Origin of the sequence: Agrobacterium tumefaciens (assembly GCF_009649785.1) — a bacterium.
GTDB classification, from domain to species: Bacteria; Pseudomonadota; Alphaproteobacteria; order Rhizobiales; family Rhizobiaceae; genus Agrobacterium; species Agrobacterium tumefaciens.
Map to the genome: position 1 here is coordinate 132,977 of NZ_WJOK01000001.1, position 12,839 is coordinate 145,815.

Annotated in this window: 11 protein-coding genes; 10 read left to right on the forward strand and 1 reads right to left on the reverse strand. The window is 59.6% G+C overall.

What is annotated here, in order from left to right; genetic code table 11:
* Positions 1-270 precede the first annotated feature (270 nt).
* The 4 genes from GH784_RS00600 (at position 271) to GH784_RS00615 (ending at position 6,434) form a co-directional block, all read left to right on the forward strand.
* Positions 271-1,347, forward strand: coding sequence for an efflux RND transporter periplasmic adaptor subunit (locus tag GH784_RS00600; protein ID WP_013761879.1), 1,077 nt, complete (start codon positions 271-273; stop codon positions 1,345-1,347).
* Positions 1,347-2,432 carry an efflux RND transporter periplasmic adaptor subunit gene (locus GH784_RS00605; protein ID WP_076845428.1) on the forward strand — a complete coding sequence of 362 codons (1,086 nt, stop codon included), beginning with the start codon at positions 1,347-1,349 and terminating at the stop codon, positions 2,430-2,432. Before GH784_RS00600 ends, GH784_RS00605 begins: the two co-directional genes overlap by 1 nt.
* Positions 2,429-5,500 carry an efflux RND transporter permease subunit gene (locus GH784_RS00610; RefSeq protein ID WP_013761877.1) on the forward strand — a complete coding sequence of 1,024 codons (3,072 nt, stop codon included), beginning with the start codon at positions 2,429-2,431 and terminating at the stop codon, positions 5,498-5,500. Before GH784_RS00605 ends, GH784_RS00610 begins: the two co-directional genes overlap by 4 nt.
* Positions 5,501-5,717: 217 nt before the next feature.
* Positions 5,718-6,434 (forward strand): FadR/GntR family transcriptional regulator, encoded by a 717-nt coding sequence (locus GH784_RS00615; protein ID WP_013761876.1) that lies wholly within the window; start codon positions 5,718-5,720, stop codon positions 6,432-6,434.
* Here the strand turns inward: GH784_RS00615 and GH784_RS00620 are convergent.
* Positions 6,403-7,815 carry an aspartate ammonia-lyase gene (locus GH784_RS00620; RefSeq protein WP_013761875.1) on the reverse strand — a complete coding sequence of 471 codons (1,413 nt, stop codon included), beginning with the start codon at positions 7,813-7,815 and terminating at the stop codon, positions 6,403-6,405. The two genes, GH784_RS00615 and GH784_RS00620, sit on opposite strands and share 32 nt — an antisense overlap.
* Positions 7,816-8,104: 289 nt before the next feature.
* Here GH784_RS00620 and GH784_RS00625 point away from each other — a divergent pair, with 289 nt between their 5' ends.
* From GH784_RS00625 to GH784_RS27060, 6 genes are all read left to right on the forward strand, one after another.
* Complete coding sequence (locus GH784_RS00625; RefSeq protein WP_013761874.1) at positions 8,105-9,562, forward strand: amino acid permease; 1,458 nt, start codon at positions 8,105-8,107, stop codon at positions 9,560-9,562.
* The gene (locus GH784_RS00630) at positions 9,559-10,512 is read left to right on the forward strand and encodes an asparaginase (protein ID WP_013761873.1); all 954 of its coding nucleotides are present in this window, start codon (positions 9,559-9,561) and stop codon (positions 10,510-10,512) included. The genes GH784_RS00625 and GH784_RS00630 overlap by 4 nt, the downstream gene beginning before the upstream one ends.
* Before the next feature lie 165 nt (positions 10,513-10,677).
* Positions 10,678-10,815 carry a hypothetical protein gene (locus GH784_RS00635; protein WP_003497749.1) on the forward strand — a complete coding sequence of 46 codons (138 nt, stop codon included), beginning with the start codon at positions 10,678-10,680 and terminating at the stop codon, positions 10,813-10,815.
* Positions 10,816-10,827: 12 nt separating this feature from the next.
* The gene (gene kdpF / locus GH784_RS00640; RefSeq protein ID WP_003511473.1) at positions 10,828-10,917 is read left to right on the forward strand and encodes a K(+)-transporting ATPase subunit F; all 90 of its coding nucleotides are present in this window, start codon (positions 10,828-10,830) and stop codon (positions 10,915-10,917) included.
* 33 nt (positions 10,918-10,950) lie between these two features.
* On the forward strand, positions 10,951-12,654 hold the full coding sequence (kdpA, locus tag GH784_RS00645; protein WP_003511472.1) for a potassium-transporting ATPase subunit KdpA: 1,704 nt from the start codon (positions 10,951-10,953) through the stop codon (positions 12,652-12,654).
* A 9-nt stretch (positions 12,655-12,663) separates the two neighbouring features.
* Complete coding sequence (locus tag GH784_RS27060; RefSeq protein WP_166701591.1) at positions 12,664-12,828, forward strand: hypothetical protein; 165 nt, start codon at positions 12,664-12,666, stop codon at positions 12,826-12,828.
* Positions 12,829-12,839 lie beyond the last annotated feature (11 nt).

Genomic DNA, 12,839 nt, shown 5'->3' on the forward strand with positions numbered 1-12,839 from the left:
TTTTTACCCGTCGCAATCGGCGGAAATGACAGGTGGTTTGCCTACAGCACCGGCGTAAAAACCGGAATCGATTTTTACAAGACGTGGTGCGTGGTTCAATATGTCGGCACATCCCCCGATGCGTCCGCGAGGACGCGCCGGGCAAGTCGGAATGATCATTCGGGGAGCCCGGTTTGACGTCCACACGGTTCCCGATCGGCGACACAAGAATTTCATTGACTATTCAGTCAGTCAAATATTATAGGGTGAGGCGAAGATCAAGAGGTCACCATGAAAAGCATTCTTTTAGCAGTGGCGGTCGGCGGCATTTTCGCCCTGTCGTCCTGCAGCAACGAAGAGCCGCCTGCTGAAAAGCCGTTGCGTGTCGTCGATGTGGTTGCGGCAGCGAAAAAGCCCGTCGGCCGTGGCAGCGTCATCACCGGCGAAGTAAGGGCACGGGTTCAGACGGACCTTTCCTTTCGGGTGAGCGGCAAGATCACCGAGCGGCTGGTGGATGTGGGTACCCCGGTAAAGGCCGGGCAATTGCTTGCTCGCATCGACCCGGAAGAGCAAAAGGCGGATATCGACGTTGCGGTGGCCAACCTGCAATCTGCCGAAGCGCAGATGACGCAGGCGCAGCTGGCATTCGATCGCCAGCAAAGTCTTTTCAAGACGCAGGTGACTTCGCGCTCCGCGGTCGACAAGGCGCAGGAAACCCTGCTCACCACACAAGGCGCCGTCAGATCGGCGCAGGCCCAGCTGGATACGGCGCGCGATGCGCTTTCCTACACCGAACTCAGGGCCGATGCGGATGGTGTGATCACCGCGCGCAATGTTGAAGTCGGCCAGGTGGCGCAGGCCGCTCAGCTCGTTTTCACGCTGGCGCATGACGGGCCGCGCGATGCGGTATTTGATGTCTACGAATCCCTGTTCCTCGAGCGCGATATCGACAATCTCGTCAATGTCAGCCTCCTGTCGGATCCCGCCCGCGCTGTCGAGGGACCGGTGCGGGAGATTTCCCCGACGATCGATCCCGACAATGGGACGATCCGGGTCAAGGTTGGCCTGAACGGCGATATGACCATGCCGCTTGGAGCACCGGTATCGGGTCATTTTCGCTTCAAGCAGGTGGAGGCGATTGAGCTTCCCTGGTCGGCAATGGCATCGCAGAACGGCCTTCCCGCCGTCTGGGTGGTCGATGCGCAGTCCTCGGAAATCGCCATGCGCCGGGTTGAGGTCTCCGACTATGAGACGGGTCAATTCGTCGTGGCGGAAGGACTTCTTCCCGGCGATCTCGTCGTGACCAGCGGGACCAAATTTCTCCGCACCGGTGAAAAGGTCGCCTATGGAAAGGGGCAGGCACAATAATGTTCAGGATAAACAGAAGCTTGTTTTTGCTGCTTCCGGCGATTGCGGTCTCGTCCTGCCAGGAAAAGCAGGAAGCGCCCGCTGAGGCGCCGCGCCCGGTGCTCTCCGTTGTCGTAGGGGAGACGCGCGCCGATGCGCTGCGGCTGACCGGCACGGTGGAATCGAGAATTCAGACCGATCTCGGCTTTCGTGTTCTCGGCCGGATCATTGCCCGCAATGTCGATGTGGCCGATCTGGTCAAGAAAGGCGATGTGGTGGCCTCGATCGATCCGCTCGCGCTGGAACTTTCGGTAAAGAGCGCCCAATCCGATCTATCCAACGCCGAAGCGCAACTGGCCAATGCGGTGACGACCGAGCAGCGTCAGCGCGTGCTGGCCGAGGCCCGCAGCGGCACGGAAGCAGCACTTGAAGAGGCCGAGCAGGCCACGCGAACGGCCAATGCCGCCGTCGCCAAAGCCCGTGCAAATCTTGATAAGGCCGAGGAGCAACTGGGCTATACGCAGCTGCACGCGGAATTTGACGGCGTGGTGACTGCGACATCCGGTGAAATTGGCCAGGTCGTCTCTGCCGGACAGACGGTCGTGACCATTGCCCGCCCGGAAGTGCGGGATGTTGTGGTCGATGTTCCGCAATTTGCGGCGCAGCGACTTGATATCGGATCGACCTTCGATATCGCCTTGCAACTGGACCCAAAGATACGCACCACCGGCGTGGTGCGTGAGATTGCCCCAGAAGCCGAAACCGCGACACGCACGCGCCGCACGAAAATCAGCCTTCAGGATGCGCCGCCGACATTCCGGCTCGGCTCGGTCGTCACGGCCTCGGCAGTTGCCGCCTCCGAATCGCAGATCATGCTCCCCTCGTCGGCCCTGCTGAAAACCGAAGACGGTTGGAGTGTCTGGATCGTCAATACCGATACGGCCACGGTCACCTCGCGCCCGGTCAAAATAGAGGGCGAGCCCGCCGAAGGCGGCAGTGTGCGCATCACCGGCGGCGTCAAGCCCGGCGAACGTGTCGCCAGTGCCGGCGTTCACAAGCTTAAGGATGGTCAAGCCATCAGGATCGATCAGGAGGTCCATCAGTGAAGAAATTCAATCTTTCCGACTGGGCGCTCGAGCACCGTTCGCTCGTCTGGTACTTCATGCTGGTCTTCGTTCTTGCCGGTGTTTTCTCCTATCTCAACCTCGGACGCGAGGAAGATCCGAATTTCACCATCAAGACAATGGTGATCAGCGCGCAATGGCCCGGCGCGTCGGCGGAGGAAGTGGCCAGGCAGGTGACCGACAGGATCGAGAAGAAGCTCGAGGAACTCGACAATCTCGACTATCTGCGCAGCCAGACAGTTGCTGGCAAGACGACGATTTTCGTGGAACTCGTGCCGGAAACCAAAGCCAAGAATGTCGAACCCACCTGGGTGCGCGTGCGCAACATGATCGGCGACATCAAGGGCGACTTCCCCTCGGGCGTTGTCGGCCCGTTCTTCAACGACCGTTTCGGCGATGTTTATGGCAATATCTACGCCTTCACCAGCGACGGTCTCAGCCAGCGGCAATTGCGCGATCTGGTGGAGGACGCGCGTGCCAAGGTTCTGACTGTCGATAATATCGGCAAGGTTGATGTCATTGGCGCGCAAGACGAGGCGATCTATCTGGAGTTTTCCACGCGGCAGATCGCAGCGCTGGGCATCGATCAGCAATCGATTATCAAGACGCTGCAAGCCCAAAATGCTGTCACCCAGTCCGGCTTCGTCAATGCCGGGCCGGAACGTGTTGCGCTGCGTGTCAGCGGCCAGTTCACCTCGGAAGACAGCCTTCGCGCCATCAATCTGCGCGTCAACAACCGGTTCTTCCCGCTGACGGAAGTGGCCACGATCCGGCGCGGTTATGTCGATCCGCCGTCTTCGCTGTTCCGCTTTAACGGGCAACCGGCCATCGGTCTTGCCATAGGCATGAAAACCGGTGCGAACCTCGTGCATTTCGGTGAGGAGCTGGATGCACAGATGAAGCGTATCGTGGCGGATTTGCCTGTTGGCGTCGATGTGCACCGCGTGTCCGATCAGCCGGCCGTGGTCGATGAGGCGGTCTCCGGCTTCACTTCGGCGCTGTTCGAGGCGATCGCAATCGTTCTCGTCATCAGCTTCATCAGCCTCGGATTGCGGGCGGGCATGGTGGTTGCGGTCTCCATACCGCTCGTGCTGGCGATCACCTTCGTCTACATGGAATATACCGGCATTTCGCTGCAACGCATCTCTCTCGGCGCGCTTATCATCGCGCTCGGGCTTCTCGTCGACGATGCTATGATTGCTGTCGAGATGATGGTCGCACGCCTCGAGGTCGGCGACGATCTCAGAAAAGCGGCGACCTATGTTTATACTTCGACCGCATTCCCGATGCTGACCGGTACGCTGGTGACGGTTGCCGGCTTCATTCCCGTCGGCCTCAACAACAGCGCGGCGGGTGAGTTCACATTCACCCTGTTCGTGGTGATCGCCGTTTCGCTGATCGTATCGTGGATTGTCGCGGTTGTGTTCACGCCACTGCTTGGCGTGGCGATGTTGCCCAAGACGATGAAATCGCACCATGAGAAGAAGGGCCGTTTTGCCTCTGGCTTTTCCTGGCTTCTAGCCCGGGCGCTGCGCTTTCGCTGGGTTACGATTATCCTCACGGTTGCGTTGTTTGCCCTTTCCGTTGGCGGCATGAGCCTCGTGCAGCAGCAGTTCTTCCCGGCCTCCGACCGTGTGGAACTGATCGTGGACTGGAACCTGCCACAGAACAGCTCGATTGCCGAAACCAACCGGCAGATGGCACAGTTCGAGCAGGAAGCGCTGGCGAAAAACCCCGACATCGACCATTGGACGACCTATGTCGGTGAAGGCGCACCACGTTTCATCCTCTCCTTTGACGTGCAAACGCCTGATGTCACCTTCGGCCAGACGATCATCGTCACCAAGGGGCTTGATGTGCGCGACAAGGTGCGCGCTGAGTTGCAGGACTATCTGAACCGGACGTTTACCGGCACCGACGCCTTCGTGAAATTGCTCGACATCGGCCCTCCGGTCGGAAAGCCGGTGCAATATCGCTTGAGCGGCCCGGATATCCAGCATGTCCGCGAACTCGGCCAGCAGCTGGCGGGCATCGTCGGCGAGCATCGGCTGCTGTCCAACATGGTCATGGACTGGAATGAGCCGACGCGGGTGGTCAAGGTCGACGTTTTGCAGGACAAGGCCCGCCAGCTCGGTGTCTCTTCGGAAGACATCGCCAATGCCATGAACAGCATTGTCGAGGGTTCCACCGTGACGCAGGTCAGGGATGATATCTACCTCGTCAATGTGGTGGCGCGTGCGCAGCTGGCGGAGCGCGGCTCCATCGAAACATTGCAGAACCTGCAATTGCCAGCCACGAACGGCAAGGCCGTGCCGCTGTCGGCAATCGCCAATTTCCGCTACGAGCTGGAACAGCCGACCATCTGGCGTCGCGACAGAATTCCGACAGTCACGGTCAAGGCTGCCATCATCGGCCCGACGCAGCCGGCGACGATCGTGGAGCAGTTGAAGCCGAAACTCGAGGCTTTCGAAAAGTCGCTCCCCGTGGGGTACAAGGTGGAAATAGGTGGCTCGGTGGAATCCAGCGCGGATTCGCAGGCGCCAATCGTAGCCGTGGTGCCTCTGATGCTGTTTGCGATGGCAACGATCCTTATGGTTCAGTTGCAGAGCTTCAGCCGGCTGTTTCTTGTCTTTGCCGTTGCCCCGACGGCGCTGATCGGCGTGGTGGCAGCGCTGCTGCTCTCCAACGCGCCGATGGGTTTCGTCGCCATTCTCGGCATATTGGCACTGATCGGTATTCTGATTCGAAACTCGGTCATTCTCGTCGTTCAGATCGAACATCTCAGAAGCGAGGGGGTCTCTGCCTGGCACGCCGTCATCGAGGCGACCGAGCATCGCATGCGACCGATCATGCTGACGGCTGCGGCGGCAACACTTGCCCTCATCCCCATATCTCGGGAGATATTCTGGGGTCCGATGGCCTATGCCATGATGGGCGGGATCGTGGTTGGCACGGCGCTCACGCTGCTATTCCTTCCGGCACTATATGTCGCGTGGTTCCGCATTCCGCGCGAAGATGACAAACAGGAAGTTCAGGAAATCAAGACGTAATTTCCTGCGAGACAGCCACACCCTCGTGATCGCGAGGGTGTGGCGCCGGCAAAGCCACTGTCCCGCTTAAATTCTGCAAATGTGCCCGCCATCGTTGTTCCTTCGGCGCAGATAGTGTTAGGAAGATCGGCTTAGCTGCGGGAGCGGCGCTGTCCTTCAATAGATAAGCGTTTGCTTCTGCGTCGTTGACAGACCAAGGGTGCCGGAGGGTTCAAGGATGGGCGGGTTGTCGGATTGGCTTGCGGACGCAAAGCCGATCAATCGCAAGAATGCCGCAGAAGTGGTGTTCGAAGATATCCGTTCGGCCATCACCTCTGGTCAGCTCGTGGTCGGAACCCGGCTGCCCTCCGAAGCCCATCTGGCGGAAAGATATGGTGTCAGCCGGCCGATCGTGCGCGAGGCGTTGCGATCTCTCCAGACTCTGGGGTTGACGCAGACGCGCACGGGTAGCGGCACCTATGTGATGACCGCCATACCGCCTGCTGAATTGAGTTACGGAGCATATTCCGCCCGTGATCTGATCGAGGCACGCCCCTTCATTGAGGTGCCGGCGGCCGGTTGGGCGGCGCTGCGGCGCACGGATGCCCAACTAGAGACTCTGCTCGAACTCTGCGACAGGATGGAGGCTGAGGAAAGGCCGCATCCGTGGGTGCTGCTGGACGGGCAGTTTCATTGCGCCATTGCGGAAGCCTCGTCCAATGCACTGTTTGCCAAGGTTGTGGCCGATGCGCGCGAGGCTCTTTCCCAACAGTCCGAGATGGTCAACCTGATGGCTGGCCGGCGCGTTGCATCGAATTTGGAGCACCGCCGGATCGTCGAGGCGATCCGGCGGGGTTCAGCCCCCGATGCGCGAGAAGCGATGGAGCTTCACCTGGGTCAGGTGAAGCAGGTGGTAACGACCATTATTGGAGAAGATCGGGTTCCACACCCGTAAGCGCGGGTAGGTTGGCGAGGTGGCGGGGGCTCAGTGCCTGCTGAAGTTGCGCCTCCGTCAGATAGCCGCGCTCCAGCACCACCTGCGGCACGGTGCGGCCGCTGGCCAGCGCCTCCTTTGCGACGTCAGTTGCTGCATAGTATCCGATCAGCGGGTTAAGCGCGGTTGCGAGACCGATCGATTCCTCCACACGCTGTGCCATGATGGCGGGATTGGCGACGATGCCATCGACACAACGTGCCGCCAAAGTCCGGCAAGCGGCGCTTAGCTGGCTGATGCTCTGGGAAAGGGCACGCACCATGATCGGCTCGAAGGCGTTCAGCTGAAGCTGCCCGGCTTCGGCGGCCATTGTGATGGTGATGTCGTTGCCGATTACCGCATAAGCCACCTGATTGACCATTTCGGGAATGACCGGATTGATCTTGCCCGGCATGATGCTGGACCCTGCCTGAACGGAGGGCAGGGTGATTTCGCCGATGCCGGCGCGTGGGCCGGAAGAGAGCAGGCGAAGGTCGTTGCAGGTTTTCGACAGTTTGACGGCGACACGTTTCAACACGCCGGACAGATGCACAAATGCGCCGGGGTCCTGCGTCGCTTCGATCAAGTCGGCGGCCGTCACCAGCGGGCGTCCGGTCAACCGCGCCAGATGCTGGCAGGCAAGCGCCGCATAACCGCGCGGTGCATTGAGCCCGGTGCCGATGGCGGTGGCGCCGAGATTGATCTCGTGCAGCAGGGCTGCGGATTCGATGAGGCGGGCCTGATCCTCACCCAGCATCACCACGAAAGTGCGGAACTCCTGACCGAGCGTCATCGGCACGGCATCCTGCAATTGCGTCCGTCCCAGCTTGATGAAGCCGGAAAACTCCTGTGCCTTGCGATCGAACGCGTCTTTCAACACACCCATCGAAGCCGCGAGATCGTCGATCGCTTCGATCATTCCTACATTGACCGCCGTCGGATAAGCATCGTTGGTTGACTGGCTGAGATTGACGTGGTCGTTTGGGTGAAGGTGGGCATAATCGCCTTTCGCGTGGCCGAGCAGTTCAAGTGCCCGGTTGGCGATGACCTCGTTGGCGTTCATGTTGGTGGAAGTGCCAGCACCGCCCTGAATTTCATCCACGACGAACTGCTCGTGAAGCGCACCCTCACGAATTTCGCGGCAGGCTCTGACGATTGCTTCCATTCGCTCCCGGTCAAGCAAGCCAAGCTCGTGATTGGCGAGGGCGGCGGCCTCCTTCACATAGGCCAGTCCCCTGACGAGATAGGGGTTGTGGCCGATCGTTACGCCGGTGATCTGAAAGTTCTCCACCGCGCGCGCCGTGTGCACGCCCCAATAAACATCTGCCGGAATTTCCTTCGTTCCGAGCAAATCATGCTCCATGCGCGTCACGCCCACTTTTTCCTCCAATAGCTCAAAGCGTTACCTAAATCTGTAAAGCTGTCTTACAGATTTTTCGACCTTAATCCTTCGCCGTACGAAGGTCAATAATGCTTCGATCCCCTTGACGAACGGCATTCTCTGCAATTATGAGGGCAAAAATCTGTCATGCAGCTTTACAGCGATGCATGAGCTTGCTGGTGCTGTATCCAGCACCGAGCATGCCAGTTCCAATTTTGATTTCCGGCGTATCGCCGACTGCAAAGCAAATTCATTGGGAGGAGAAATATCAATGAAATCTGTAAAAACGGCACCTGCCGAACGCGAGGTCTTCACGGAAGAAGACCTCGGATACCACAAGGCACTCAAACCGCGTCAGATCCAGATGATCGCGATTGGTGGCGCAATTGGCACCGGGCTGTTCCTGGGCGCCGGTGGACGGCTGGCGCAGGCCGGTCCGGCGCTGGTGTTCGTTTATGCGCTTTGCGGCTTCTTTGCGTTTCTGGTGCTGCGTGCACTTGGCGAACTAATCATGCATCGCCCGAGTTCCGGCTCGTTCGTGTCCTATGCCCGCGAGTTCTATGGCGAGAAGATGGCTTTCTTTGCCGGCTGGATGTATTGGTTGAACTGGGCAATGACCTCGGTGGCCGATGTGACCGCCGTTGCGCTCTATATGAACTTCTTCAAGCACTACGTCCCCTGGCTGGCGGGCATCGACCAATGGGTGTTTGCACTTACGGCACTTCTGGTCGTGCTGGCGATGAACATGCTGTCGGTGAAGGTTTTTGGCGAGCTTGAGTTCTGGTTCAGCCTGATCAAGGTGCTGGCGCTTGCGATCTTCCTCGTCGTTGGCGTCTATTTCGTCATCTTTGGCACGCCCATTGAAGGGCATGTGACAGGCTTCAGCATTATCACCGACAATGGCGGCTTCTTCCCGAACGGCATTCTTCCCGCCTTCGTCATCATTCAGGGGGTAGTGTTCGCGTACGCCTCGATCGAACTGATCGGCACGGCGGCAGGGGAAACCGAAGACCCGCGCAAGGTCATGCCCCGTGCCATCCGTGCCGTGGTGCTGCGCCTCGTGGTGTTTTATGTCGGCTCGGTATTGCTGTTCACGCTGCTTCTGCCTTATACCGCCTATAAGGCTGGCGAGAGCCCCTTCGTTACCTTCTTCGGTTCCATCGGTGTTCAGGGTGCGGATGTGATCATGAACCTTGTGGTGCTAACCGCCGTGTTGTCTTCGCTCAATGCCGGGCTTTATTCTACCGGCCGTATTCTTCATTCGATGGCGGTCTCCGGATCGGCGCCGGCAGCGCTGGCAAAGATGAACAAGGCCGGCGTGCCCTATGGCGGTATTGCGGTGACCGCCGCCGTCACCGTTCTCGGTGTGGCGCTGAACGCCGTCGTGCCAGCTGCGGCCTTCGAAATTGCACTCAACCTGTCGGCGCTCGGCATCATCTGCGCATGGGCCGTCATCGTGCTCTGCCAGCTCAAACTCTGGCAGCTTTCCAGGCGCGGCGAACTGGCTCGCCCGGATTTCCGCATGTTCGGTGCGCCTTACACTGGCATTCTCACACTCGTCTTCCTGTTCGGCGTGCTGGTGCTGATGGCTTTTGATTACCCTGTCGGCTCGTGGACCATCGCTTCGCTGCTGGTCATCATCCCGGCGCTGGTCATCGGCTGGTATATGCTGCGCGACCGTATCCACCGTCTGGCCGGCGAACGTGCAGGCGTGGGAGCATCGCATTGAGCGGGCATGGTGAAGCTCCACTGGTGGCGGTCATCGCCACCGGTGGTACCATCGCCAGCAGGCGCGGCGCCGATGGCGCCAGCACACCAAGCCTTTCGGGTGAAGACTTGCTTGCACTGGTTCCGCAAATCAACGCGAGGCTGAAGCCGGTCGATCTGATGGCGAAGGATTCCTCCAGCCTGACATTGGCCGACATGCAGCGCATCAGCGATGCGGTAGGCGTGGAGCTCAATGATCCCGCTGTCACCGGTGTCGTCGTTCTGCATGGAACCGATGCGATGGAAGAATCCTCGCTGCTCGTGCATTTGCAGCATGCTATCACCAAGCCGGTTGTCTTCACCGGCGCACAGTTTACGGCCGACCATCCGAATGCGGACGGGCCGTCCAATCTGGCCGCGGCCATAGAAACGGCGCTTGATCAGACGAATGCCGAACGCGGCGTGCTTTTATCCTTCGGCGGCAGATGTCTGCCGGCATGGGGGCTGTACAAGCTGAGCGCGGATGCGGCGGATGCGTTCCGCTCTGCGCGGCCGGCGGCCCATACCGCAGCGCTGGAGCTTGCTGTGCCCCTCGCCGATCTGCGGGTTGATATCGTTGCCATCTATCCCGGTTGTGATGCCGCCCATATCGAGGCGAGCCTGCAGGCCGGTGCGGATGGGATCGTGCTTGCCGCACTTGGCTCCGGCAACGCCAATCCGGGCATCGCTGTGGCGGTGAAGCGCTGTGCCGAGCGAGGCGTTCCCGTTGTCGTCTCCAGCAGGGTCCCGGAAGGACTGCTGGTGGCGAGTTACGGCGGTGGCGGCGGCGGTCACGATCTGGTCGCAGCCGGCGCCATCCATTCGTCAACGCTGCGCCCCGGACAGGCGCGTATACTGCTTGCGGCGTTGATTGCCGCCAACAGCCCGGCGGAAAAGATCGTTTCCGCGTTCAAAGACGGCTCGCTCTCTTAAGCAGCGGCTGCAATGCCCGCATGGCGAGCATCGAAATTCCTATGGGATTCCTATTTTATTCCATCTGCGGCCGTCTCGAACCTTTATGCGGTTCGGGTGCATTCTTCTGTGCGGGAAGGGATGGTGTTTCTTCCCAGCCAGAAAGAATGAAAAGCGACGTCCCACATGACGGCGCTTTTCTTCCTGTCCGGCTCCTCGGTTAAAAAAGGAGTCCCATCGATGATGGACGTTATTCTGATCGGCGCAGCCACGGTGTTTTTCGCGCTCTGCTTTGCCTATACGCGCGCCTGCGACCGGCTTTAGGCGGAGGTCGAGATGTTATTCGACTATGTTTTGAGCGGTGCCGTCACCGTCTTTATCGCCGCCTACCTCACCTATGCTCTCATTCGCCCCGAACGCTTCTGATCGGGAAGCGGCGGCTATTGAAAGTTCAATACCATGACCCTCAATGGATGGTTTCAGATCCTGCTTTTCTGCGGGATCGTTGTCGCGCTGGTGAAGCCTCTCGGCTTCTATATGGCGCGAGTCTTCAATGGCGAACGCACCCTGCTTTCGCCGGTTCTCGCACCCGTCGAGCGCGGCCTTTATGCCCTTGCCGGGACAAGCGAGCGCGAAGAACAGCACTGGACGACCTATGCGTTTTCCATGCTCCTCTTCAACCTCTTCGGTTTTGCCCTGCTTTACGCCCTGATGCGCTTTCAGGGTATGTTGCCATATAATCCGGAAGGAATGGCAGCAGTCGGGCCGGAACTGTCTTTCAACACGGCAGTCAGCTTCGTCACCAACACCAACTGGCAGAATTATGGTGGCGAAAGCACTATGTCCTATCTGACCCAGATGGCTGGTTTCACCGTGCAGAACTTTGTTTCTGCCGCGACGGGCATGGCGATTGCAATCGGGCTAATCCGCGCCTTCGCGCGCGCTTCCGGCAAGGCCATCGGCAATTTCTGGGTGGATATGGTGCGCTCGACGCTCTACATCCTGCTGCCTGCCTGTATCGTGCTTACCCTGGTTTACGTATGGCTCGGCGTGCCGCAGACGCTTGGCGCTTATGTCGGCGCCCAGACGCTTGAAGGCGCGCGGCAGACGATCGCAGTCGGCCCGGTAGCGTCGCAGCTGGCGATCAAGATGCTCGGCACCAATGGCGGCGGTTTCTTCAATGCCAATTCCGCGCATCCGTTCGAAAACCCTGATGCCATCTCCAACATGATCCAGATGGTGTCGATCTTCGCGATCGGTGCTGCCTTCACCAACGTCTTCGGCCGTATGGTCGGCAACACCCGTCAAGGCTGGGCAATCCTTGCTGCCATGGGTGTTCTGTTCATCGCCGGTGTTGCAGTGACCTATTGGGCGGAAGCAGCCGGAAATCCGCTGATGCACAGCTTCGGCCTTGCCGGAAGCAACATGGAAGGCAAGGAAGCTCGCTTCGGCGTGGCACTCTCGTCGCTCTTTGCGGTCATCACCACCGCTGCTTCCTGCGGTGCGGTCAACGCCATGCATGGCAGCTTCACGGCGCTCGGTGGTCTCATTCCGCTCATCAACATGCAACTGGGTGAGGTAATCGTCGGCGGCGTAGGCGCGGGTTTCTATGGCATTCTTCTCTTCATCATCATCGCCATTTTCGTGGCGGGGCTGATGGTCGGGCGCACGCCGGAGTATCTCGGCAAGAAGATAGAGGCCAAGGAGATGAAGATGGCGGTTCTGGCCATTCTCTGCCTGCCACTCGCCATGCTGGTTTTCACAGCCACAGCCACCATCCTGCCCTCGGCGGTCGCGTCGGTCGGCACAGCCGGACCGCACGGGTTCTCCGAGATTCTTTATGCCTATACCTCGGCTGCTGCCAACAACGGCTCTGCCTTCGGCGGCCTTACGGGCAACACGACCTGGTACAACATCACGCTTGGTTTTGGCATGTTGATGGGACGTTTTCTGGTGATCATCCCGGCGTTGGCGATTGCCGGCTCGCTGGTTACCAAAAAGACCGTTCCGGCATCAGCCGGCACCTTCCCCACGGACGGCCCGCTCTTCGTCGGTCTGCTCGTCGGCACGATCGTGGTCGTCGGGGGCCTCACCTTCCTGCCGGCCCTGGCGCTTGGTCCGGTCGTGGAACATCTGGTCATGGCCGCCGGCCAGGTATTTTGAGGTGGTGCCATGACGAAGGATACTCCCCGATTTAACCGCACCCTTCCTGTCCGCACTGGCGCTCCTGTTCGCGGGAGCGCCGGCCCGGGCGGCTGGTGCGCATCCAATCTCATTCTTGCAATGATGGCGGCTCTGTTCGCCGCCGTCTGCGCTCTCGAAGTTCTCACGGGCTGATCGACCCTCAT

Bases quoted from the DNA above. Each gene is read 5' to 3' on its own strand.
- GH784_RS00600 (WP_013761879.1), top strand. From the start codon at position 271: ATGAAAAGCATTCTTTTAGCAGTGGCGGTCGGCGGCATTTTCGCCCTG.
- GH784_RS00605 (WP_076845428.1), top strand. From the start codon at position 1,347: ATGTTCAGGATAAACAGAAGCTTGTTTTTGCTGCTTCCGGCGATTGCG.
- GH784_RS00615 (WP_013761876.1), top strand. From the start codon at position 5,718: ATGGGCGGGTTGTCGGATTGGCTTGCGGACGCAAAGCCGATCAATCGC.
- GH784_RS00620 (WP_013761875.1), bottom strand. From the start codon at position 7,815: ATGGAGCATGATTTGCTCGGAACGAAGGAAATTCCGGCAGATGTTTAT.
- GH784_RS00625 (WP_013761874.1), top strand. From the start codon at position 8,105: ATGAAATCTGTAAAAACGGCACCTGCCGAACGCGAGGTCTTCACGGAA.
- GH784_RS00635 (WP_003497749.1), top strand. From the start codon at position 10,678: ATGACGGCGCTTTTCTTCCTGTCCGGCTCCTCGGTTAAAAAAGGAGTC.
- kdpF (WP_003511473.1), top strand. From the start codon at position 10,828: ATGTTATTCGACTATGTTTTGAGCGGTGCCGTCACCGTCTTTATCGCC.
- kdpA (WP_003511472.1), top strand. From the start codon at position 10,951: ATGACCCTCAATGGATGGTTTCAGATCCTGCTTTTCTGCGGGATCGTT.
- GH784_RS27060 (WP_166701591.1), top strand. From the start codon at position 12,664: ATGACGAAGGATACTCCCCGATTTAACCGCACCCTTCCTGTCCGCACT.